The organism is Cellulomonas sp. McL0606 (assembly GCF_058248365.1).
On sequence record NZ_CM177779.1, the window covers coordinates 537,222 to 560,815 of the forward strand.

Consider the following 23,594-nt stretch of genomic DNA (forward strand, 5'->3'; position numbering starts at 1 on the left):
AGCCTGTGCTGCAGCACGGTGACGCGACGTTGGAGGCTGCAGCAGTGAGCGACCTGATCGACACGACGGAGATGTACCTCAAGACGATCTACGAGCTCACCGAGGAAGGCATCACCCCGTTGCGGGCCCGCATCGCCGAGCGGCTCGGGCACTCGGGGCCGACCGTCTCGCAGACGGTGGCGCGCATGGAGCGTGACGGCCTGGTCGTGGTGAGCGGCGACCGGCACCTCGAACTCACCGGCGCGGGCGCGGCCAAGGCCGTGCGGGTCATGCGCAAGCACCGGCTGGCGGAACGGCTCCTGACCGACGTGATCGGCCTCGAGTGGCCGTACGTGCACGAGGAGGCCTGCCGCTGGGAGCACGTGATGAGCGAGCGCGTCGAGATCCGGCTCGCCGAGCTGCTCGGCCACCCGCACTTCGACCCTTACGGCAACCCGATCCCGGGACTGGGCGAGATCGGCGAGGAGACCACCCACGAGGGCTTCCTGGACGGCGTGACGTCGCTCGTGGGCTTCGAGGGCGAGGTCGGGGCCGACGGGGTCGAACGGGCCGTCGTCGCGCGCATCGCCGAGCCGTTGCAGGTGGACGTCGAGCTGTTGACGCGACTGGCCGAGGCCGGCGTGCAGCCGCGCAGCGAGATCTCGATCGAGCGTTCCGACGGCGTCGTGACGGTGTCCACCGGCGGGTCCGACATCCTGCTCGACCTGCCCGAGGACGTCGCCCGGCACATCTTCGTCGGGCTGCGCTGAGCGGTCCCCAGGGGTCCGTCGCGAGCGGGGCGCCGCTGGGTGCTGCGTGTGTGCTGGGCGGGTGCTGCGCTGGCCGCTCCTGTGTCCGTCGCGCCACCCGAGCACCCGACCGATTCGACCGTGATGTTCGTCGACGCCACGGGTGACGTCTTCCGGCGGGGCGAAACAGGCGCTCACCTGCGTCGTTGCAGGTCATCGTGAGGGTTGTACCGCGCGATGCAGGACGTCCGTCCAACACAAGGGAAGATTCTCGTGACCGGAACGTGACAATCGCAGCGACCGTCATGTACGTTCGTCCTGCTTCTCCAGAACCCTCCTCTGAGGAAGCCCTTCGAGCGGAGTGCCTAACCCTGCCGCCGCTTAGAGGTTCGCACAAACCGCCGGCAGGGGCGGGGGACCCAATTGCGGGCACCGGAAGTTCGGTGTCCTTGGGGTGAAGTCGCTGAACCGGCCCAGCCGGGGACGTGGCCGGGTGTTCTCCCACCCGAACCCGACAGCTGACCTCGTAGGCCTCAGGAGAGGCACAGCGTGACCGTGAGCACTACTCGCGCCCGCCACCGTGCGGCGCGGCGTCCCTCGACGCCACTGACCGAGCTGCTTGGCAGCCACCGGTCAGATCGGCACCGTCGGTCGCCGAACGGCCGTCGTGGCAGCGTCGTCGGGACTCGTCGTCTCGATGCTGCTTCGCCCGCGTCGGCCACAGCCGGTGACGCAGGCTCGCTGCCCGCCGTCGACACCGCAGCACTGACCGCCTCGGCGCGCGCCGTGCTCGACAGTGCGCCGGTCGTCACCTCTCCCGCCGACGCCACCTGGACGGTCGACATCCCGGCTGTCACGGCCGAGACGCCCCCGCCGCCCCCCACTCCCGCCAAGGCCAAGGCCGCCTCGCGCAGCGCTGCGCGTGCCGCCGCCGTCGCGAAGCCCGCAGTCGCCGCGGTCGCCGTCCCCCAGGCCGTCGCCGGCAATGCCGTCCTCGAGATCGCCGCGAAGTACGTCGGCACGCCGTACGTCTCCGGTGGCACCACTCCCGCCGGCTTCGACTGCTCGGGCTTCGTCGGCTACGTCTACGCGCAGCTCGGCGTGAGCCTGCCGCGCACCTCGGGCGGCATCAAGGCGGCGGGCACGATCATCTCCCGCGCCGACGCCCGGCCGGGCGACATCATCTGGAGCCCCGGTCACGTGGCCCTGTACGCCGGTGGCGACTCGCAGATCGACTCGCCCCGCCCGGGCAAGACGATCCAGTTCCGCGCCATCTGGCAGAGCGCACCCGTCTTCATCCGGATCGGCTGACCTCAGCCGCCCGCTCGACGAAGCCCCGACGACATCGCTGTCGTCGGGGCTTCGCCCTGTCCGGCGCGGGGGCCGGCGCGATGTCCCGCGCGGGGGCCGGCCCGATGTCCGGCGCCATGCGCACGATGCCGTCGTACCCCGAAGCCCGAGCCCCGGCGCGTAGTCTGGCCGTGCATCACGCTGTTGCTTCGCTTCGCCGGGCCGGCAGCCAGCCGGTCCGACCGCCCGAGGTCGGGAGAACGCCGTGCTCGTGAACGCCCCTGCACTGACCGCCGAGACGACCGGGGGAGCGGACGCCCCCGCCGGTGCTGCGGCGCCCGGCTCGGCAGCCCGCACGCTTCTCCTGAATGCGAGCATGGAACCGTTGTGCATCGTGAGCCTGCGCCGCGCCGTGGTGCTCGTCATGACCGGCAAGGCCACGGTGCTGGAGTCGGACGGCCGGCTGCTGCACTCCGAGCACGTCGCCGTCCCCCTGCCGGTCGTCCTGTGCCTCACGCGCTACGTGCACGTCCCGGTGCGACGGCCCGTGCCGCCAACGCGCCGCACGGTGCTGCAGCGCGACAACCATCGGTGCGCCTACTGCGGCGGGGGAGCGGACACCGTCGACCACGTGAACCCGCGGTCCCGCGGCGGGCGGCACGAGTGGACCAACGTCGTCGCGGCCTGCGTCCGGTGCAACCACCGGAAGGCCGACCGGCTCCTCCACGAGATCGGGTGGAAGCCCTTTCGTCCCGCGGGCGCCGCGCTGGTCGGTGGCGTTCGGGACCACCTCGGTCCGCACGGAGCCGCTCTGGTCGCAGTACGTCGTTGCCTGAACGTCGTGTGACAGTGGCCCGACGAGCCTGAGGAGGCCCGGTCATGACGAGGGACGACGTGGTCCTCGTGGGGGTCGACGGGTCGTCGGCGAGCCTGCACGCCCTGGACTGGGCGGGTGCGCAGGCGGCTACCCACGGCTGGGGGCTGCGCGTGGTGTGCAGCTGACTCGTTGCCGTCGTTCACCGCTGCGTCCCTGGACGGTGGGTACGCCGCGCTCGACGACTCCACCATCCAGCAGGGTGCTCGTGCGGTCCTCGCCGAGGCGACCGCGCGGGTCTCGGCACGCGGCGTGCCCGTCGCCGCCAACGTGGTCACCGGTGACGCCACGAGCGTCCTGATCGAGATGTCGCACACGGTCCGCGCGGTGGTCGTGGGCACGCGGGGCCGCGGCGGCTTCGCCGACCGGCTGCTGGGCACGGTGTCGTCGGCACTGCCCGCGCACGCGTACTGCCCGACCGTCGTCGTCCCGCTGCGGCAGGGCGGCAAGCCGCTGCCCGACGACGTCCCGATCCCGGCCGTCCGGCCGCTGCGCCGTATCGTCGTCGGGGTCGACGGCTCGCCGGCCGCCGAGTACGCGCTGCGGTACGCGATCGCCGAGGCGGAGGTCTGGGGCGCCGAGCTGACGGCCGTCGCCGGCGTCCCGGTGGGCGCGATGACCGGCGTGCTGTCGTGGCTGCCGGCCGCGGTGGACCGCGAGCAGGTGCTGCGCGACGTGACCGAGGGCCTGCACGTCGTCGTCGACCGGGCCTTGGCCGACCACCCGGGCGTGACGGTCAAGCGGCACGCCCTCGACGGCACGGGCGCCGAGCTGCTCACCGAGTTCTCCGTCGCGACCGACCTGATCGTGGTGGGGTCCAGGGGCCGAGGCGGGTTCGCGGGCCTGCTGCTCGGCTCGACGAGCCAGGCGGTCCTGCACCACGCCGACTGCCCGGTCATGGTGGTCACCAACCGCTGCGCGCCGGACGCCGTCGTGGCGAGCTGACCCCACTCACTCCTCGGGTCCCGGGGGGATGTCCGGACGTCGCACGAGCGCCGAGAGCACGACGGTGGAGCGGGTGCGGGACACGAACGGCTCGGCGGCCAGCCGCTCGACGACGCGCTCGAGGTGGCGCATGTCGCGCGCCCGCACCTGGACCATGAGGTCGACGTCCCCCGTCACCGTGCTCGCCGCGACGACCTCGGGGTAGCTCTCGACGGCGGACCGCATCGTCGCCGGGCTCGTCGACCCCTGGCAGTACAGCTCGACGAACGCCTCCGTCTGCCAGCCCATCGCCGCCGGGTCGAGACGGACGGTGAACCCCCGGATCACGCCGCGCTCCCGCAGGCGGTCCACCCGGCGCTTGACCGCGGGCGCGGACAGCGACACCTGCTCGCCGACCTGCGCGAACGTGGCACGGGCGTCCCGGCCGAGCGCGCGCAGGATCGCCGTGTCGAGGGGATCGAGCCCGGTGTCGTCGTTCACCAGCCCATCATGGCCGAGCGGGTCGGCCGATGACGGCCCGACGACGTCTCCCGTCTGCCAATGCCCCATCCGTGCTCAAGCCGGACACTGGGCGTGCCGAGAGGACAGTGGGGCGCCATCTCAGGGCGTCCTCATGGTTCGTGAGGGAGTCGACGTGGCGAGAGACACCGAGAAGCGCATCGACACCGTACCGACGCCGCGCGCTCCGGGCGCGGACGTGACGGTTCCCGGCGCGTCGCCCCTGGTCCTGGCGAACGTCGCGGCCGAGGGCAACGAGTCGGCTGAGCAGGCCGGCGCGACCACCACCACGCCGCGTCGCGGTCCGGCCGCCCGTCGTCCGTCGGCGGCCCCGTCCGTCGGGCTGCCCGCGCACTCGGCCGTCGAGGTGCCGCAGCAGGCCCCCGCGCCGTCCCCGCTCGTGACGAGCAACCCGGTCGTGCGGCCGGTCGCCGCGCCCCGCCCGCGGCGCGTCCGTCGTGCGGTCTGGATCGGCACGGCGGCCGCCGTCGTCGTCGCCCTGGGCTCGGGCAGTGCCGTGTACGCGCGCCAGAGCAGCGACCGGCAGGCGCAGGACGCCGCGATCTCGGCGTCGATCCGCGTCGACGGGTCCGTCCTGGCGGCCCAGCGGGACGAGGCGGCCGACCAGGACGCCGAGCTGGCCGTCGCCACCGCCGCCCTCGTCGCCAACCGTGCCCGTACCGCGGCGCAGGCCCAGGCGGTCGTGAACCAGGCCAACGCCGTCCTCGCCGCCGCCCCGAACGCCGGCGACGGCCCGCGCAACGCTCTCGCCGCCGCCTCCTCGTCGCTCGCCGCGAGCATCGTCGCCCCGGCCACGAGTGCCGCGTCCCTGCACAGGCTCGCGGCCGCCGTGGCGCCCGCGCAGCAGGCCGCGATCGCCGGCCAGGCCGCCTGGCAGGCCGCCGAGAACGCCCGGATCGCCGCCGAGCAGGCCGCCGCGGCCGCCGCGGCGCAGGCGCAGGCGCAGGCCGCCGCTGCCGCCGCCGCTCGCGCCCAGGCCAAGGCTGCCCCGCGCGCGGCCCGCACCGTCGCTCCGCGCACCAGCTCGCGTGCCGCCGCAGCGCCGCCCGCCGGGGCGCCGTCGGGCGTCCCCGCCGGTGGTCTCGTCTGCGCCGGGTCCGGTGGCTCGGGCGCCGGTGAGTCGAGCGTCGGGGCGATCGGCGCCGCGATCAACGCCTACCGGGCGGGCCTGGGTCTGCCGCAGCTGGCAGTCGTGCGCAGCGGCACCCTGGTCGCGCACTCCATCACGATGGCCAACACCGGCGGCATCTGGCACAGCGGCAGCGACAACATCGTCGGCTGCGTCAGCAACGGCTCCGCCTCGACGCTGGTCAACGCGTGGCACAACTCGCCCCCGCACGACGCGCAGATGCGGCGCACCGACGTCTCGACCATGAACGTCGGAGGCGCGAGCCTGGGTGGCTGGCTCTTCGGCGCCGTCAAGTTCAGCTGACCATCGCCCACCCACGCCCACGCGTCTCCCAGGTCCGCGTCCGGGTGGGTCAGGGGCCACCCGGACGCGGACGGCTCAGGGGTGGCGCAGGGCCCCCTCCAGGCGGTCCGTGGCCAGGTCGAGGTCCTGCGGTGTGATGGTCAGCGGGGGAGCAAGCCGGATCGTCGCACCGTGCGTGTCCTTGGCCAGCACGCCGACGGCGAGCAGCCGCTCGCAGAGGTCGCGCCCGTCGACGGGTCCCGTCCACGGGGCCGGGGCCACGGGGCCGACGACGTCCAGACCCGCCCACAGGCCGGCGCGACGGACGGAGGCGAGCAGGCCGTCGGCGACGAACCCGTCGAGCCGTTCGCCCCACGCCGCGCCGAGGGCGGCGGCCGACGCCTGCAGGGAACCGTCCGAGAGCAGGTCGATCACGGCCAGGCCGACGGCACACGCCAGCGGGTTGCCGCCGAAGGTCGACCCGTGGGTGCCGGCGGTGAGCACGCCGAGCACGTCGGCGCGACCCACGACCGCGGACACCGGCAGGATCCCGCCGCCCAACGCCTTGCCCAGCGTGACGAGGTCGGGCCGCACGCCCCACAGCTCGGACGCCAGCGTCGTGCCCGTGCGGCCGAGCCCGGACTGGATCTCGTCGCAGATCAGCAGGACGTCCACGGCCGTGCAGGCCTCGCGGACGGCCGGCAGGTAAGAGGGCGGTGGGACCACGACGCCCTGCTCGCCCTGGATGGGCTCGAGCAGGACGGCGACGGTGGTCTCGTCGATCGCGGCGGCCAGGGCGGCTGCGTCGCCGTAGGGCACGATCCGGAAGCCCGGCGTGTACGGCCCGAAGCCGCGTCGGGCGTCCTCGTCGGTCGAGAAGGACACGATCGTCGTCGTGCGGCCGTGGAAGTTGCCGTCGGCCACGATGATCGTCGCGCGACCGTCGGGGACGCCCTTGACCTCGTAGCCCCACTTGCGGGCGGCCTTGATGGCCGTCTCGACGGCCTCCGCACCCGTGTTCATGGGCAGCACCATGGGTGGGCCCGCGACCAGCGGTCCGACGAGGCCCGCGAGCGCCTCCGCGAACGGCACGAGCAGGTCGTGGTCGAACGCGCGGGACGTGAGCGTGAGCCGGTCGAGCTGCGCGTGCGCGGCGGCCACCAGCGCCGGGTGCCGGTGCCCGAAGTTCAGCGCCGAGTAGCCCGAGAGCAGGTCGAGGTAGCGGCGCCCCTCCACGTCGGTCACCCAGGAGCCGAGCCCGTCGACGAGCGTGACGGGCAGGGGGTGGTAGTTGTGCGCGAGGAACGGCGACGACTCCGACGACGAGAGCGGGGCTGCGACCGGCGAGACGAGCGTCATGGCCGGGTGCGGATCTCGAGCGTGCAGCACTTCGCCCCGCCGCCGCCCTTGAGCAGCTCGCTGGTGTCGACCGGCAGAGCGTTGTAGCCACGTTCGGTCAGGGCCGCGGCGAGATCGACGGCCCCCGGGGCGACGACCACGTTCAGGCCGTCGGACACGGCGTTCAGGCCGAGCGCGCGGGCGTCCTCGGAGGTGGCGTGGATCGCGTCGGGGAACAGCTGCTCCAGGACCGCGCGCGACCCGGACGAGAAGGCGGGCGGGTAGTAGGCGATCTGCGGGTCGTCGGCCGTGCTCGACAGCACCGCCAGCGCGGTGTCCAGGTGGTAGTAGTGCGGCGACACCAGCTCGAGCGAGACGACCGGGCGGCCGAACAGCTCCTGCGCCTCGGCGTGCGCCATCCGGTCGGTGCGGAACCCGGTACCGGCCAGGATCAGGTCGCCGACGACGAGCAGGTCGCCCTCGCCCTCGTTGGTCTCGGCGGCCGTGTGCGTGACGTAGCCGCGGTCGGCGAACCACTTCTGGTACGCGGGACCCTCGGCGGCGCGCTCGGCGTACCGGAACCGCGCGGAGTACACCACCCCGTCGACGACGGTCGCACCGTTGGCCGCGTAGACCATGTCGGGCAGACCCTCGAGGGGCTCGATCGTCTCGACCCGATGGCCGAGGTCGAGGTAGGTGTCGCGCAGCCGTCGCCACTGCTGGACCGCGAGACCCGCGTCGGTGTGCTTGGTCTTGTCCATCCACGGGTTGATCTCGTACGAGACCGTGTAGTGCACCGGCTCGCACATCAGGTAGTGGCGATCGGTACGTCCAGGGGCGGTGGGGGGCATGGGGTGGGCTCCTCGTGGCGTGTCGTTCCCACGAGCGTACGAGTCGATACGGTCCGACGGCCGGATCTCGGATTGCGCGCTGAGGCGTGATTCGTTGCGTGCTTCGACCGCTCAGTGGTGATCCGTTGCGCGAACCTCGCTGCTGGCACGCATGAGCGCATACCGGACCATGCCGCCGAGGAACGGACGCAGCGCGATCTCGGTGAGTCGGTGCGGCACCGGGCCGGCCAGCCAGACGTGCTCCGTCCACAGGACGCGGCACGACGAGGGCCCGGCGGGCACGACGACGATGCTCGCGCTGCCCCTGAGCACGTGGCCGGTCTTGGTGAACTCCGCGACACCGGTGCGCGTGTCCGTCGGCGGGTCGTAGCGGTCGATGCGCATGACGTCCGCGAGCCCGGGCGCGCCGCGACGCGCGAACGGCCCCGACACCGCCGTGAACACCGACCCCACCCCGGGCGCGTCCGTGGACAGGCCCACGCGCGTCAGCGGCACCCACCGACCGTGGTTGCGCGGGTCCGCCACGAGCGCCCAGGCGGTCGCGGCATCGACGGGGAACGCACGCACCACGGCGTCGGCGGTCATGACCCCATGGTGGACCCCGGTAGCGTCGGCGTCATGGAGAGCAGGCGGCTGGGGCGCACGGGTCGGGACGTCGGCGTGGTGGGGCTGGGGTGCTGGCAGCTGGGCGCGGACTGGGGATCGGTCGACGACGACGTCGCACTGGGCGTCCTGGCCGCGGCCGTCGACGCCGGTGTCACGTTCCTGGACACGGCGGACGTGTACGGCGACGGGCGCTCCGAGCGGCTGATCGGGCGGTTCCTGGCCGGCTCCGCCCCGTGCGACCTCACCGTCGCGACGAAGATGGGCCGCCGGGCGGACCCGCACACGGCGGGCGCCTACACGCTCGACGCCTTCCGCGCGTGGACGGACCGCTCGCGCGAGAACCTCGGCGTCGACACCCTCGACCTCGTCCAGCTGCACTGCCCGCCGAGCGAGGTCTACCGCCGCGGGTCCACCTACGACGCGCTCGACGCCCTGGTCCAGGAAGGTCGGGTGGCCGCGTACGGCGTGTCCGTCGAGACCGTCGCCGAGGCGCTCGACGCGATCGCGCGCCCGCACGTGGCGGCGGTGCAGATCATCCTGAACGTGTTCCGTCGCAAGCCGCTCGAGGCGGTGCTCCCCGTGGCGCACGAGAACGGCGTGGGGATCATCGCGCGCGTGCCCCTGGCGAGCGGGCTGCTCTCCGGCAAGTACGACGAGCACACGCGGTTCGCCGACGACGACCACCGGTCCTACAACCGGCACGGCGACGCGTTCGACGTGGGGGAGACGTTCGCCGGCGTCCCGTTCGAGGTCGGCGTCGCGGCCGCTCGCCAGGTGGCCGACCTCACGCCGGCGGGCTGGACGACCGCGCAGCTCGCCCTGCGGTGGGTCGTCGACCAGCCGGGCGTCTCGGTGGTGATCCCCGGCGCGCGCAGCCCGGAGCAGGCCCGCGCGAACGCCGCCGCGGCGTCCCTGCCGCCGGTCGACGAGGAGACGCTCGACGGCCTGCGGGGCGTCTACGACGGCGCGATCCGGCCGCACGTCCACGGCCGGTGGTGAGCGTGGCGGGACCCCGAGGGCGCTAGAGGTCCCCGTGGCTCGACAGGTCCTCGGCGGCCGGCGCCGACGGCTGGTCCGGCACGGACGTGAGCGCACGGCGGCCCCTGCGGCCGCGCGGCAGCCTGCGCGAGGGTGCGGGCAGCAGCACCGGCACGTCGTCGGGACCCGCGATCTCGAAGACGCGCGCGAACGAGGCCGGCGGCGGGCCGAACGCCTTGCGCGCGCCGTCGATCACCGTGCGACCGAGCCCTCGGGCTCCGGCGACGCCGATCACCAGGCCGATGCCGAACGGGATCATCCGGCCGACGGCCAGGCCGGTCTGCTTGCCCACCTGCGTGCGCACGAACCGCCGGGTCATGGTCGTGTTCACCTTGCGGACCGTCGCCATCGGCATCCGGGTCAGGAGGGCGCGCGCGACGCTGACGGAGGTCAGCTCCGCGCCGTCGGTGATGAGGACGCCCTTGTTCTCGCCCAGGATCGAGGCCAGCAGCAGGGCGGTGCGGCGGTCGGCGTCCTCGACCTCGATGCCGTGCACGGACGCGACCGCGAGCGCGAACGCGGCGGACGCCCCGAAGAACGTGGCGATGTCGCTGGCGGTGAGGGCCAGCGCGACGCCGGTGCCGACCGCCGGGGCCGCCGCAACGGCGCCGACGGCACCGCCCGTGCTCTGCACGACCCGCAGGTACTCCTTCTCGAGCAGCCGGATGATCGCCTCGGGGCCGGCCTCGGGGTTGCGCCGACGCAGCGAGGCGACGTGCGCGTGGATCGTCGACGACGGGATGGTCACCGCCTTGGCGAGCGCCGCGTCGACGACAGCCATGGGCTCAGCGCTCCCCGGTGACCGTCAGCTGCACGGTGGCGCCGGCCTCGAGGGTGCGCCCGACGGTGCAGTGCTGCCCGACCGCCCGGTGCACCACCGTCAGCAGGCGCTCGCGTGCGGTCGGGTCGAGAGCGCTCAGGTCCACCACGAGCTCCTCGAGCAACGCCGGGTAGCGGTCCTGCTCGTCGTCGCTCATGCCGGACACGTTGATCGTCACGTCGACGTCGTCGCCGAGGCGGTGCCGCAGCGCGGAGTCGGACGCGAGCCCGCTGCAGCCGGCGAGCGCGATCTTGAGCAGCTCGCCCGGGCTGAACGCGGCGTCGTCGCCGACGCTCCCGATGAGCACCTCGGCACCGCGGGAGTTGCGTCCCGTGTAGCGGCGCACGCCGGTGCGTTCGACCCACAGCCGGGTCTCGTCGGCGTTGCTGGTCACATCGGGCGCCCCCTGAGGCGTCGCCTGCTCCGTCGTCATCCCGCGATCCTGCCACGCGACGCGCCATCGGGCCGAAGTTGCGCAGCGACTACGGATGGGCGTCCCGGGCGCGCTGGTTAGGCTGCACCCGCGGTCGACCCCGGCCGCTCGCCCGGTGGAGGTTCGTGCGTGGTGTCGCTCGTGAGGCGTTGGGCACGCCTCGGCGTGCTCGGGGTCGTGGTCGCGCTCGCGGTCTCGGGCTGTTCGTTCTTCGGTCACGGCGACGACAAGTCGACCGCGGTCTCGGTGTTCGACGTCAAGGTCGGCGACTGCTTCCTGGCGCCGGCACCGCCGCCCAAGGCCGAGCTGACCGACCTGCACCGCGTGACGTGCTCGACGCCGCACCAGCAGGAGTCCTACGCGCTGCTCCCGTACAAGGACCCGGCCACGGGCAAGGCGCCCGACGAGTTCCCCGGAGCCGCGGCGCTCAAGTCGTTCGCCGACGGGAACTGCGCGCAGGAGTTCCAGGGGTACGTCGGCGCCGACTACCGGGACTCGAGCCTCTACTTCACCTACCTCGTGCCGTCGCCGCGCAGCTGGGCGCAGGACGACGACTTCACCGTGCTCTGCTTCATCACCACCACGGGCCAGACGCTCACCAAGTCCGTCAAGGGCACCGGCGCCTGAGCGCACCAGCGAGGAGGAATCATGGGCAAGCCCGCCGCGGTCGCGACCGCGAACCTGCAGTGCACCTTCGGGATGGCACCGTCGACGCTCAACGTCATCCCGATCAAGCGCGTGCTGATCGAGGGCAAGCCCGCGGCGACGATCACCGACATCATGCCCGGGGCCAACATCCCCCCGTTCGGCATGTGCATGTCGCTGGCCAACCCGACCGTCGCGGCCGCCACCGCCGCGGCCCTCGGGGTGCTGACCCCGATGCCGTGCGTGCCCACCGTCGTCGCACCGTGGGCACCGCCCGCCGCGCAGACGATGATCGGCGGGATACCCGCGCTGACCATGGGCGCGATGTGCAGCTGTGCGTTCGGTGGCGTGATCCAGATCCTCAACCCGGGGGCGATGAAGACGCTCGAGGGCTAGCGGCTCTCCTGCCCGAGGGATGCACAGGATCAACATCGGTAGCGATTACCGATGCTCCCGGCGGGCGGGGTTGCATAGCCTGCGGATGTCCTGCCGGTGTCCCGGCGCAGGGTCGCGCGCGCACGGACGTCCGCACGCGACGAGGTGCGGCGGCGCCCCCGGGCCGGCACGACGCCCGCGATCGCTTGAGGAGGCAGTGAGCGTGCTGATCCCCGCGGTCGAGGACGGTCTGGAGAAGCTGCTGCGCAGCACGTTGCCCCTGCCGGTCGAGCAGGGCGACATCTCCTTCGACGCGCCCAACAGCACGTGGTCGGCACAGGTCAACCGGCTCACCGTCAACCTGTTCCTGTATGGCGTCACGCGCAGCGGCCAGCCGCACCGCGGTCCGTCGCTGCGGACGAACGCCGCAGGCGGGATCGAGCGCCGTCATGCTCTGCCCATGGTCGAGCTGTCGTACCTGGTCAGCGCGTGGGCGGGCTCCACCCGCGACGAGCACCTGCTGCTCGGCGACGCCCTCACACGGCTGCTCGCGTTCCAGATCCTGCCGCCCGAGCACGTCTCGGCCCCCTTGGAGTCGTCGGTGCAGATCGCGCTCGCCGAGGACGAGAAGGTCCGGCCGAGGGACGTCTGGGGCGGTCTCGGCGGCACGCTCAAGGCGTCCTTCACGATCGTGGTGACGGTCGCCGCGGACGCGTACGACTGGGAGGCCGCGGCCCCGCAGGTCACCTCCGTCGTCGGCACCGCGGTCCCCATGCCGGCGGGCTCGCGTCCGTGAGAGTCAGCAGCACCGTCGAGCGGCTCGACGTGCCGCCCGGCGGCAGCGGCATCGTCCCGCTCCAGGTCATCAACACCTCGGCCGTCATCGAGTCGTTGTCGGTCAGCGTGATCGGGCTCCCCGACGACCTGTTCCGCTCCGAGCCCACCGCGCTGGCGCTCTTCCCGGAGGCGTCCGGCGCCCTGACGATGACGCTCGCCCTGCCCGATGCGTTCCCCGCGGGCACCTACCCCGTGACGCTGGTGGTGAGCGGCAGCGCGCCCGGCGCCCGCGACGCGTTCCACGACCTCGACCTGGTCGTCCCGCCGCACCCGCACCTGGCGCTCAGCGCCACCCCGTCGCGCGTGCGCACGCGCGGTCGGGCCGCCTTCGTGGTCGAGGTCCGCAACGACGGCAACGTCCCGCTGGACGTGGCGCTGCGGGCGCTGGACAGCGATCGCACCCTGCGCACCACGCTGACGCCGTCGACCCTGTCCGTCGTGCCGGGTGCGGTCACGTCGAGCACCGTGCTGGTCAGGGGTCCGCGCCAGCTCCTCGGTTCCGACCGCGACCGGCCGCTCAAGGTCGCCGCACAGGCCACGGACACGCAGTCCGAGGTGGACCTCGTCCTGCGGCAGCGCTCGACCATCAGCCGCGGCCTGCTCACCGCGCTGATCCTGCTGTCGATCCTGGCCCTGTGGGCGCTTGCATTCCTGCTCGGCATGAAGCAGGTGTTCGGCACCGACCCGTTCACCAAGGTGGCGCCGCCCTCGTTCTTCGCCGCCACAGTGAGCGAGGACGGCACGACGGGCACCCCCGAGAACCCCAACCCGGCTCCCGCGGGCGCCCTGCAGAAGACCGACGGACCCGTGCCGGCGGGTGTCGGTGCGACGATCACGGGCGTCATCACGGGTGCGTCCGACGGGCAGGGCGTCGGGCGGATCACGGTCGACGCGATGCGCAACTCGCCGAAGGGTCTGGTCGTCGTGTCGTCGGCGGCGACGCAGGACGACGGCTCCTACTCGATGGCCGGCGTGTTCCCCGGCAGCTACATGATCCGGGTGAGCGCCGACGGCTACGAGACGGCCTTCTACGGCGGCACGCCCACCTCCGACGGGGCCGCCTTCGTGGCGGCGCCCGCGCAGCAGGTGAAGTCCGGTGTGAACATGCCGATCACGGGGCTGCCGGCGACGATCAGCGGGCACGTCGACACCGGCGAGGCGCCGGGCGTGGTCGCGGTGACGGTCCAGGCGAGGCCCGCCTGGGACGGCGCCGACCCGAACACGTTCTACCCCGCGGCGCCGCTGCCCATCGACGCGTCCGGTTCCTACGTCCTGAGCAACCTGCCCGCGCCCGGCACGTACGAGCTGACCTTCCTCGCCCCCGGCTACCAGCCGACGACGATCACGGAGCGGGTGCTCGGCGGCCAGAACCGGTTCGCGCTCGACGTGCGCCTCGGCGCGGGCACCGGACAGATCGGCGGGCTGGTCACCGACGGCCGCAACCCGTTGGGCGGCGTGCAGGTCAGCACGACCTCGGCCGGGAAGACCCTCGTCGTCGGGACGCCCACCGTGGGACAGGTGGGTCAGTTCGTCCTGCCGAACCTGCCGACGCCGGCGACCTACGTCCTGACCTTCACCAAGCAGGGGTTCAGCACCCGGACGGTGGTCGTCGACCTCACGGCGGGGCAGATCCGCGGCGACCTGAACATCGTCATGTCCGGCGGCGCGGGCGTCGTGACCGGGACGGCGCTCGACTCCTCGGGTGCCGGGCTCGGTGGCGTGACCGTGACCGCCGGCGGGTCGGCGACGACGCTCAGCACCACCACCCTGACCTCCGGGGCGGTCGGCACGTTCACGCTCACCGGCCTCCAGCCGGGGTCGATCACGCTCACGTTCACCAAGCCCGGGTACACGTCGGCGAGCGTGCCCGTCACGCTCTCGGCGTCGGGGCCGACGGCGCCCGTGACGGTGACGCTGTCGTCGGCGCTCGGGTCGGTGACGGGCCAGGTCACGCAGGGCGGCGTCGGCGTGGCCGGGGCGACCGTCCAGGCGACCGACGGGGTGATCACACGGACCACGACCTCGACCGCCGGCGGCGCTCACGGCGCCGGCACGTACCTGCTGGCCGACCTGCCGGCCGGCACCTACACGCTCTCCGTGACGACGACGACGGGCGGGCCGGTGGTCGCCACGGCCGTCGTGACCATCCCGCCCGGCGGAGTGGCCAGCCAGGACCTGCCGATCGGCGGTCCCTGACCCATGCGCCTGAACGTAGAGCCCCAGCGCGCGACCGCGAACCCCGGCGTCCCGACGCTGCTGGGCGTCGTGGTCACCAACGCGTCCGACGTCATCGCGGGGTACGTGCTCCGCGTGCTCGGCGCGGACCCGTCGTGGGTCGAGATCGAGGACCCGTCGCCGCGGCTCTTCCCCGGTGAGTCGGTGTCCGTCGCCGTGCTGATCACGCTGCCCGTCGGCGTTCCGGCCGGCGAGCGGCGGGTCGCCATCCAGGTGCGCGACGTCACCGACGAGGCCGCGATCGCGATCGAGGACGTCACGCTCGACGTCCCCGCGCAGCCGAGGACGTCGGTGCGGCTCGAACCGACCACGGTGACCGCCGGCAAGGCCGCCGCCTTCACGGTGCTCGTGCACAACGAGGGCAACACGGTCCAGCACGCCGGCCTGGTGGCCAGCGACCCCGAGGCCAAGATCGCCTTCACGTTCGCCCCTGCGACGTTCAGCCTGTCCCCGGGGGAGAGCGCGTCGGTCGCGATGGACGCCAAGGCCAAGCGTCCGTGGGTGGGCGACCCGATCCTGCGCCCGTTCGAGCTGCGCGTCGACAGCGTCGCCGCGCCGGCCGCGCCGGACGCGCCGCCGGCCGCGGCCGGCGTGTTCGTGCAGAAGTCCCGGCTCTCGCGCGGGCTGCTCGGGCTGCTCGGCCTGCTGGTCGCGCTCACGTTGTTCGCGGTGATCATCACGTTGGCGCTGAGCTCGGTGGTCGGCCGCTCGGCCGCGGACCGCAACCTCGCGATCGAGGTGGCCCAGGCGCGGGTGGCGGCGGCACAGACGGGCACCAGCACGATCAGCGGGACCGTGATCGACCTGTCGACCGGTGCGCCGGTCCCCAACGTGACCGTCGCACTGTTCACCTCGGCCGACCCGTCGGACCCGCTGATCACCAGCACCACCAAGGACGACGGCACGTTCGCGATCACGCGTCTGCCGGCCGGCGGGTACACGCTGCGCGTCACCGGGGCGGGTCTGACCGAGGTCTGGTACGCGGCGGCGGCCACCCAGGCGGACGCGACCGCGATCACCGTCACCGCCGGCCAGACGGTCTCCGGGCTGACGGTCGTGGTGGGCGGCGTGCCCGCCACCATCAGCGGGACCGTGACCGGCGCGGACGTCGCCGGGGCGATGCTGACCGTCGAGATGCCGCTCGACACCCCGCCGCTGGCCGGCCAGGTCCAGCCGGAGCCCGACGAGGCCCCGCCGCCCATCGGGTCCGGCGCGATCGTGCGCACCATCCCGATCGGCGCCGACGGCACGTTCTCCGTGGAGGGGCTGCCCTCGCCCGCGATCTACGACCTCGTCGTCTCCAAGACCGGCTTCGCCAGCACCGTGCAACGGGTCGACGTCGCCGCCGGCGAGGACCGCACCGGGGTCGTGCTGTCGCTGCTCACCGGTGACGGGTCGATCGCCGGCACCGTGTCGGGGTTCAACGGGCCCGTGGGCGGTGCGACCGTCGTCGCCACGACCGGCCAGGTCACCGTCGAGACGGTCTCGCTCACCCAGGACGCCGTCGGGTCGTTCGTCCTGCGCGGCCTGCCCACGCCGGGCACGTACACGGTCATCGTGTCCGCCGACGGCTACTCGCCGGCGACGCTGAACCTCACGCTCACCGCGGCGCAGCAGCTCACCGGCGTCTCGGTGGTGCTCGGGCGCGACCAGGCGTCGCTGGCCGGCCAGGTCAGCGTGCCGGGCGGCAGCCCCGCGGGCGTCACCGTGACGGTCACCGACGGGGCGGTCACGGCCCAGACCGTCACCCAGTCCACGTCGCCCGCCGGGCACTGGGAGGTCACCGGCCTGCGCGTGCCCAGCACGTACACGGTCACGTTCTCGCGCGGCGACCTCGAGTCGCAGGTGCTGTCGGTGGGCATCGACGGGTTCGGCAACGTGACGTCCGGGGCGCCGAGCGCCACCCAGGTCAACGCCACCATGCGTGCTGCCCAGGCGAGCATCTCGGGTGTGGTCAGCCAGGCGGGCACGTCCGGCGCCGCCACGCCCGTCGGCAACGTGACGGTGTCCGTGAGCTCGGGCGTCACGCAGCGCACGGTGACCACGGCGTCGACGCCCGCGTCCGCGGTGGGCACGTACCTCGTCGACCAGCTGCCCCCCGGCACCTACACCGTGACGTTCTCGCGCGCAGGTACGCGGCCGACGTCCTCGATCGTGGTGCTGGCCGCGGCACAGGACAAGATCCTCAGCCCGGTGCTCGTCGCACCGGCCGGGATCGCCGGCCTCATCACGACGGGCTCCGCGAGCGACCCGGCCCCGGCGCCGGGCCGCACGATCCTGCTCTACCTGGCGGCTCAGTACGGATCGGCCGCCCCACCGGTCGCGACGACGACGACCGGTACCGACGGCAGGTACGCGATCGCCGACGTCGACGCCCCCGAGAACTACATCATCGAGGTCCGCACCTCGCCGAACGGCCAGGTGCTCGGCGCGACCGCGCCGTTCACGGTCTCTGCAAGCGAGCAGAAAGAGGTCGACCTGCTGCTCGACAACACGGGGTGACCCCCGCAGATCCACAGGTCACAAACTGACGCCAGGACTCAGCATCGGGCTCTGGCAAGCCGACAATCACTGAGCACCCCTGAGAGGACCGGACCGTGGCCGTCGCTCCGCAACGCACCGCGCAGGGCTCGCCGAGCGTGCTCGTCGAGCCCGGTTCGCACGCGTCCGCAGGGCAGGCCGCGGTGCTGCGGGTGCACGCCCGCAACATCTCCGGACGGCCGCAGGACTTCTCAGTCTCGGCCGTGGGCCTCGAGGGCTCGTGGCTGCCCGCCGCCGTGACCGTGCCCGGAGTCCCGGCGGACGCGACGGCGACGTTCGAGATGACCCTCACGCCGCCGGTCGGTGCGGCGCCGGGTGACTACCCCTTCGTCGTGACGGTCGAGGCGCGGACCACGCCGGGTTCGCCCGCGGCGACGACGCTCGCCGACGGGGCCCTGCGCGTCGACGGCGTGAGCGACCTGGTGCTGACGGTCGAGCCCGCCGACTCGCAGGCCCTGCGTCGGCGCAAGGTCCACGTGGTGCTGGCCAACACGGGCGACCAGCCCGTCCGCGTCCGGCTCGACGCCGGGTCGGACCCGGAGCTGTCGGTCGACCTCGGCGACGGCGACCTCGACGTCGGCCCGCACCAGACCGTGCGCATCCCGGGTGCCGTCAGGGCCAGGCGGCCGCGCATCGTCGGTCACGCGCGCCGGACGTCCTTCCACGTCACCGCCACCGGCGCCCGCGCGCCGCAGCGGTTCGACGGGACCGTCTCGCTGCGCGCCGTGTTCGCCCCCGCGCTGCTGCGGGTCGTGGCGATCGCCATGGTCGCCGTGCTGTGGATCGGCGCCGTCCTGGCGGTGCTGCCGTGGGTCTCCGCGCAGTTCGGGTCGGGCCGCAACGACAAGACCTCGAGCAGCTCGACTCCGTCGCCGAACGAGAGCGCCGGTGCGTCGGCCGGACCCGGGACCGGGACCGGCGGCGGGGCGGCGGGGACGCCCGGCGCTCCCGGTACGCCCGGCGCCGCGACGCCCGGCGTGCGGGTGGCCGGCCTGGTCACGGGTTCGGCGCCTGCAGGCGTCGTCGTCTCGGTCCAGCCCGCGTCGGCCCTGTCCACCACCCCCACGACAGCCTCGGCCCCGAGCAGCACCCCACCGCCGACCGCGTCGGGTCTGGAGAAGGCCGTCACCGCGCTCCTGGACCCCAGCCGCGCGCTCGCGGCCGCCGTGGTGGACAAGGTGCACGCGAAGGCCGAGCCGTCCGACTCGTCCGCGGTCGGCAAGGTCCTGGCGACCAGTCTGCCCGTCGAACGCACCGACCAGATCTCCCAGCGCCGGAGCACGGTGACCGACGACGGCGGCAAGCTGGGCCTTCGCCGACCTGTCCCCGACCGCGCGCTACCTGATCGTGCTGGCCAAGCCCGGCTTCCAGACGCAGCGGTTCCTGGTCACGGGCGCCCAGGCGGCGGCCGCGTCGATGAAGGTCGTGATGGTGCCCGGCAAGGGCACGATGTCCGGGTTGATCAGCGGCCCGTCGGGCCCGATCGGCGGCGTCGAGGTGACCCTGTCCGACGGAACCACGACGGTCACCACGCGCAGCGCGACGACCGGTCACGTGGGTTTCTGGGAGGTCGACGGGCTCTCGACGCCGAGCACCTACCTGGTCAGCGCGAGCGGGGACAAGCTGGGGGCCCAGTCGGCCCTGGTGTCGCTGGCCCCCGCCGCGACGCGCACCGTCAACCTGTCGCTGAACGCCGGCGTCGCCACCCTCTCCGGGACCGTGCGCGGCATCGACTCCCTCGGCGGGTTCGGCGGTCTGGGGGGGCTCACCGTCACCGCGACCTCGGGGGACACCACCCGCACCGCCACCACGGTGACCGGGGACCGCGCGGGCACGTTCGTCCTGCCGGACCTGCCCGTGCCCGCCTCGTACACGGTCTCGGTCTCGGGTGACGGGTACGCCACCCAGACGCGCCAGATCGACCTGACCTCCGCGGGGATCTCCCCGATCGACATCACGATGACCAGCACGGGCGGCACCGTCCAGGGCACGGTCACCGAACCCGACGGCACCGGCCTCGCCGGCGCGGGGCTCGTCCTGGACGGCCCGTCCGGGACGTACAAGACGATGTCGTCCTCGGACTCCGGCGGCACCTTCCGGTTCAGCGGGATCGCGCCCGGGCAATACGTGCTGACCGCCGTGATGTTCTCGCACTCGCCGGCGTCGACCCAGGTCACCGTCACCAGTGGCGGCAACGCGACCGCCGACCTCGTGCTCCAGCCGGTGCCCGGTGGCGGGCTGACGGCCACGTCGTTCATCCAGGGCGGGGTGCGCGACGCGACCACGGGTGGTCAGATCACGTGCCCGTACCTGCTCGCGGGTGAGAAGTGCGCGGTCACCGTCTCGGCATCCGTCCCGGACGCGTCGGGCGTGAAGACGACCGTCTCGATCACCAACCCGACCCCCGACATCGACTACCACTTCCCGGACAGCAAGCTGACCAGCGGACTCCTGCCCGGGTTCTACCGGCTCAAGATCGAGGCGCCGGGCTACGAACCGGGGTTCGTCAACGTCGTCGTGCCGATGGGCCAGACGGTCGACGCGACGACCGTCGCGCTGGAGCAGTCACCGTCCGTCATCGGCACGATCCAGGCCAGGGTCGGCACGGTGCCCGACACCACCTGCGTCATCGCGGTGTCGGTCGACGCGACCAACCCGACCGCGCCGTGCGTGAAGACCGGGGCGACGCCCGCCGACGGCTGCTCGATCGTCGGCGCGGCGTGCAGCTTCCTCAGCACCAACGGCTCGTACGCCATCAACCGGCTCCACGCGGGCTCGTTCCGGATCATCGTCGTCCCGGCAGCAGGCAGCGAGTACCTGGCCCCGGACGTGGTGACGGTGGCCCTGGTGCCGGGGGCGTCGCGCCGCTTCGACGCGATCCTGGACCGGTACGGCGTCCTGTCCGTGACCGTCATGCGGTCCGACGGGACCTCGCAGGTGCTGCCCGAGAACAACGCGACGGTGTCGATCGCCTCCGCGACCGCGACCGGCCCGATGCCGGCCCCGGTGACGACGAACATGAGCGGCTTCGCGCAGCTGCGCGGGATCCCGCAGGCGAGCGACTACACGGTCACCGCGACGTCGGCCGGCGACACCGCGTCGCTCACGAACCTGTCGGTCGGCCTGAACCAGGAGGTGACGGTCCAGCTCGTCATCGCCTCGGCCGCCAAGGACAACGTGACGGGTCAGGTCGTCTACCAGCAGGCGGCCGGGCTCTCGAAGGAGGTGCCGAACGCCAGTGTCCAGATCACGGGCACCACGGGCTTCAACGGGCTCATCCCGATCCGCACCACGAGCACGCCGGCCGCGACCACCGACACGCTCGGCGGCTTCACCTTCTGCGTCGTCGTCGCGGGCTGCCCCGGTCCGCCGACGTCGACGAACCTCGCCCTGATCGGCGACCGGGTCGACGTCCACGTCACCGCGCCCGGCTACGTGCCGTTCACCGCGACCGACGTCGCGACGAGCGCGCTGAACCCGATCACGTTGACCCCGAGGGGCGTGTCGTTCCAGGGCCTGGTCGGGTTCGACCCGACGCCCGACCCGGCCGACCTGGCCGGCACGCTCGCCAAGGTCCAGTTCGAGGTGCGCAGCGCGCCCCCGGGCGTCGGGAACCTCTCCTTGACCACCGCGATGGGACCGAGCGGGCCGATCGCGGTCTGGTCGGACTCGGCCCAGCCGACGGACCCCGCAGGCGGCCGGCTCATCCTGCCCGGCAAGTACGTGGTCGCCGCGTCGCTGGCCGGCTACGACACCGACGTCGTCCCGTTCGAGGTCACGCCGAACCAGGCCATGAGCCCGATCACGTTCACGCTGCACAAGTTCGGGTTCCTGCGCGTCTCCGTCGCGGCGGCCCAGGACCACACCGTCGGGGTGCAGGGCTCGATCATGACCCTGTCCCTGCCGGGCGGCGTGACGCAGCGGATCGTCGCCGACCCGGGCAACGACTACGTGGACTTCGGCGACCTGCCGACCGGCAAGTACCAGGTGGCCGTCCGGGCGCCGGGATACGCGCGCCAGACCACCTTCGTGAACGTCGTGGCGGGGCAGACGGTGCTCACCCCGGAGGTCGTCTACCTGGTCAAGCTGGGCGCCCTCACGGGCGTGGTCAAGACGCACCTGGCCGTGGACTGGGACCAGGTGCAGCCCGACGCGCAGGTGACGGCGTCCGGCCCGCAACCACCGGACTTCTCCGCGACGACGGGCGCTGACGGCCGCTACCGCATCACCGGCACCACGACCGACGACGGCCTGGTCAGCGGCGCGTGGACCGTCACCGCCACGGCCGGCACGGCGAGCAACGCGGTCACCACGTCGATCCCCACGTCGTCCACGGTCGTCATGCCGGTCGACGTCGAGGCGCCGGAGATCATCCTGCCCGCGCAGCGGGGCAACCTCCTCGTCGAGGTCGTCGACGGCACCAAGCGGGTCAACGGGCTGACCCTGCAGCTCACCTACACCGAGCCCGGTGGCCCGCGCACGGTCCTGCCGGACTGCGTCGGCGGCGACAAGGCGGGAACCTGCCCCGGGACCGACGGGCAGTACCAGTTCAACGGCGTCCTGCCGCTGACGTACAACCTCAACATCTCCGGGGGCGGCTACTCGCCCCTGACGCTGCCCGTGACGGTCGGCCCCGGGCAGAACCAGACCGTACAGGTGCCCATCACGACGCCCGCCGGCTCCATCCAGGGCCTCGTGCTCCACCAGGCGGCCACGGGTGGGTCGAGCACCGTGAACAACGCGACGATCACTCTGAAGCAGGGCTCGACGACGGTGGACACCACCACGTCGGACACCAACGGGCAGTACAAGTTCGCCGCCGTGGCACCCGGCGCCTACACCTTGTCGACCACCTTGTCGACGCCGAGCGGCGACCTCTCTGCCGCGCGCAACGTGACGGTCCTGCCGGGACAGGGGATCGTCGTCGACCTCGTGCTGAGCGACGTCACGCGGCAGGTCGTGGTGACCGTGACCTCCGCCAACAACACCGACCTGTCCGGCGCGCTCGTGGCCCTCAGCGGGAACCCGTCCGCGCCCGCGGGCCAGCCGGTGATCCGCACGGGCGCGGGTGCGAACACCTACAGCACCACGTTCAACCAGGTGCCCGTGGGCACGTGGACCATCACGGTCTCCGGACCCTCGGGCCACCTCGGCTCGACCACGCTGGCCAACGTCGTCGTCGACGCCGGCACCGACGCCTACCAGGCGGCGATCACCGTCACGGAGACGCAGCTGGCGCTGCGCGCGACGACTCGGCCGCCTCGCCGCCCTCGACAGTCGTCGCGACGATCACCCAGGGCACCACCACGCTGTCCTCGAACGTCAACGTGTTCGTCGGCGGTGGTGACACCGTGCTCTTCGTGCCCGCGAAGGCGACCACCGTCACCGGTACCACGAGCGGCTCGTACACGGTCAACGTCACGGGCGGCACGATCGGCGCGAACGCCGGTCAGGCCCTGGTGACCATGGACGTCGTGGGTCAGAGCACGACGACCACCGCCTCCGCGTCGGCGCCGACGACCGTCAGCACCGGTGACGTCGTGACGGTGACCGCGCAGGTCACGCCCGGGTCCGGTGGCAAGCCGAACAACGGCACCCTCCAGCTCCAGCGCAGCACGACCCCCGTGACCATCTGGACGGACGTCGGAGCGTCCCCGACGGTCAACGGCAACTCGCAGACCCTGACGGCCACCACCGACAGCTCGTGGGGCACCGGCACCGTGAGCCTGCGCGTCGTCTACTCGGGGGGCGGCGTGGGGCCCGTCGACGACTCGACGTTCACCGTCACCGTGCAGACGCCGACGACGATCGGGGGCTTCGCGTACGCGGCGGGCGCGACGGGGCCACCGGCCACGCCGGGGACGATCACCGCGGCGGTCGGACCGGTCGGGGTGACCGGCACGGTGACGTTCTTCTCCGGTCCGGGACCGGGGACCCAGATCACCGGCTGCGTCAACGTGCCGGTCGTGTCCGGGACGGCGACCTGCAGCGACACGCTCGCCACGGGCACGACGAGGGTGTGGGCGAACCTGTCCGGCACGGGCGTCTACGCCGACAAGGCGGGGACGCCGACGAACATCGTGGTGCCCTGACGGACTGACCGGACCG

Annotated in this window: 18 protein-coding genes, 1 pseudogene and 1 riboswitch; of the genes and pseudogenes, 13 read left to right on the forward strand and 6 right to left on the reverse strand. The window is 73.1% G+C overall.

Going from position 1 to position 23,594, the window contains the following annotated elements; genetic code table 11:
- Positions 1-44 precede the first annotated feature (44 nt).
- The 4 genes and pseudogenes from AC38ZX_RS02840 (at position 45) to AC38ZX_RS02855 (ending at position 3,837) form a co-directional block, all read left to right on the forward strand.
- Complete coding sequence (locus AC38ZX_RS02840) at positions 45-749, forward strand: iron-dependent transcriptional repressor DtxR (RefSeq protein ID WP_426594362.1); 705 nt, start codon at positions 45-47, stop codon at positions 747-749.
- Positions 750-1,108: 359 nt separating this feature from the next.
- Positions 1,109-1,275, forward strand: a riboswitch (cyclic di-AMP (ydaO/yuaA leader).
- Positions 1,276-1,514: 239 nt separating this feature from the next.
- On the forward strand, positions 1,515-2,039 hold the full coding sequence (locus AC38ZX_RS02845) for a C40 family peptidase (RefSeq protein WP_491296266.1): 525 nt from the start codon (positions 1,515-1,517) through the stop codon (positions 2,037-2,039).
- A 244-nt stretch (positions 2,040-2,283) separates the two neighbouring features.
- Positions 2,284-2,865 (forward strand): HNH endonuclease, encoded by a 582-nt coding sequence (locus AC38ZX_RS02850; protein ID WP_491296267.1) that lies wholly within the window; start codon positions 2,284-2,286, stop codon positions 2,863-2,865.
- A gap of 32 nt (positions 2,866-2,897) precedes the next feature.
- Positions 2,898-3,837: pseudogene (locus AC38ZX_RS02855) on the forward strand (universal stress protein).
- A 6-nt stretch (positions 3,838-3,843) separates the two neighbouring features.
- Here AC38ZX_RS02855 and AC38ZX_RS02860 read toward each other — a convergent pair.
- Entirely contained in the window at positions 3,844-4,317 is a 474-nt protein-coding gene (locus tag AC38ZX_RS02860; protein WP_426594366.1) for an Lrp/AsnC family transcriptional regulator, read from the reverse strand.
- Positions 4,318-4,471: 154 nt separating this feature from the next.
- Between AC38ZX_RS02860 and AC38ZX_RS02865 the strand changes: the two genes are divergently transcribed.
- On the forward strand, positions 4,472-5,788 hold the full coding sequence (locus AC38ZX_RS02865; protein WP_491296268.1) for a CAP domain-containing protein: 1,317 nt from the start codon (positions 4,472-4,474) through the stop codon (positions 5,786-5,788).
- A 75-nt stretch (positions 5,789-5,863) separates the two neighbouring features.
- Here the strand turns inward: AC38ZX_RS02865 and rocD are convergent, their stop codons facing one another.
- The 3 genes from rocD to AC38ZX_RS02880 form a co-directional block, all read right to left on the reverse strand.
- Entirely contained in the window at positions 5,864-7,126 is a 1,263-nt protein-coding gene (rocD, locus tag AC38ZX_RS02870; RefSeq protein ID WP_491296269.1) for an ornithine--oxo-acid transaminase, read from the reverse strand.
- Entirely contained in the window at positions 7,123-7,956 is an 834-nt protein-coding gene (gene ddaH / locus AC38ZX_RS02875; protein WP_491296270.1) for a dimethylargininase, read from the reverse strand. Before ddaH ends, rocD begins: the two co-directional genes overlap by 4 nt.
- A 111-nt stretch (positions 7,957-8,067) precedes the next feature.
- Entirely contained in the window at positions 8,068-8,541 is a 474-nt protein-coding gene (locus tag AC38ZX_RS02880; RefSeq protein WP_426594370.1) for an SRPBCC family protein, read from the reverse strand.
- Between the two features lie 33 nt (positions 8,542-8,574).
- Between AC38ZX_RS02880 and AC38ZX_RS02885 the strand changes: the two genes are divergently transcribed.
- Entirely contained in the window at positions 8,575-9,561 is a 987-nt protein-coding gene (locus tag AC38ZX_RS02885) for an aldo/keto reductase (protein ID WP_491297283.1), read from the forward strand.
- A 22-nt stretch (positions 9,562-9,583) separates the two neighbouring features.
- On the opposite strand, the gene AC38ZX_RS02890 is transcribed toward AC38ZX_RS02885, so the two are convergent.
- Together AC38ZX_RS02890 and AC38ZX_RS02895 are read right to left on the reverse strand one after the other, a co-directional pair.
- A complete protein-coding gene (locus AC38ZX_RS02890) occupies positions 9,584-10,381 on the reverse strand; it encodes a hypothetical protein (RefSeq protein WP_426594372.1) in 798 nt (265 codons plus the stop codon).
- A gap of 4 nt (positions 10,382-10,385) precedes the next feature.
- On the reverse strand, positions 10,386-10,853 hold the full coding sequence (locus tag AC38ZX_RS02895; RefSeq protein ID WP_426594373.1) for an OsmC family protein: 468 nt from the start codon (positions 10,851-10,853) through the stop codon (positions 10,386-10,388).
- 141 nt (positions 10,854-10,994) lie between these two features.
- Between AC38ZX_RS02895 and AC38ZX_RS02900 the strand changes: the two genes are divergently transcribed.
- The 7 genes from AC38ZX_RS02900 (at position 10,995) to AC38ZX_RS02930 (ending at position 23,578) form a co-directional block, all read left to right on the forward strand.
- On the forward strand, positions 10,995-11,480 hold the full coding sequence (locus AC38ZX_RS02900) for a septum formation family protein (protein WP_426594374.1): 486 nt from the start codon (positions 10,995-10,997) through the stop codon (positions 11,478-11,480).
- A 21-nt stretch (positions 11,481-11,501) separates the two neighbouring features.
- The gene (locus tag AC38ZX_RS02905; RefSeq protein ID WP_426594375.1) at positions 11,502-11,894 is read left to right on the forward strand and encodes a DUF4280 domain-containing protein; all 393 of its coding nucleotides are present in this window, start codon (positions 11,502-11,504) and stop codon (positions 11,892-11,894) included.
- Positions 11,895-12,090: 196 nt separating this feature from the next.
- Positions 12,091-12,669, forward strand: coding sequence for a Pvc16 family protein (locus tag AC38ZX_RS02910; RefSeq protein WP_426594376.1), 579 nt, complete (start codon positions 12,091-12,093; stop codon positions 12,667-12,669).
- The gene (locus AC38ZX_RS02915; RefSeq protein ID WP_426594377.1) at positions 12,666-14,906 is read left to right on the forward strand and encodes a carboxypeptidase regulatory-like domain-containing protein; all 2,241 of its coding nucleotides are present in this window, start codon (positions 12,666-12,668) and stop codon (positions 14,904-14,906) included. The genes AC38ZX_RS02910 and AC38ZX_RS02915 overlap by 4 nt, the downstream gene beginning before the upstream one ends.
- A gap of 3 nt (positions 14,907-14,909) precedes the next feature.
- Positions 14,910-17,447 carry a carboxypeptidase regulatory-like domain-containing protein gene (locus AC38ZX_RS02920; RefSeq protein WP_426594378.1) on the forward strand — a complete coding sequence of 846 codons (2,538 nt, stop codon included), beginning with the start codon at positions 14,910-14,912 and terminating at the stop codon, positions 17,445-17,447.
- A 1,593-nt stretch (positions 17,448-19,040) separates the two neighbouring features.
- Positions 19,041-22,949 (forward strand): carboxypeptidase-like regulatory domain-containing protein, encoded by a 3,909-nt coding sequence (locus AC38ZX_RS02925; protein ID WP_491296271.1) that lies wholly within the window; start codon positions 19,041-19,043, stop codon positions 22,947-22,949.
- Complete coding sequence (locus tag AC38ZX_RS02930) at positions 22,838-23,578, forward strand: hypothetical protein (protein ID WP_491296272.1); 741 nt, start codon at positions 22,838-22,840, stop codon at positions 23,576-23,578. The genes AC38ZX_RS02925 and AC38ZX_RS02930 overlap by 112 nt, the downstream gene beginning before the upstream one ends.
- Positions 23,579-23,594 lie beyond the last annotated feature (16 nt).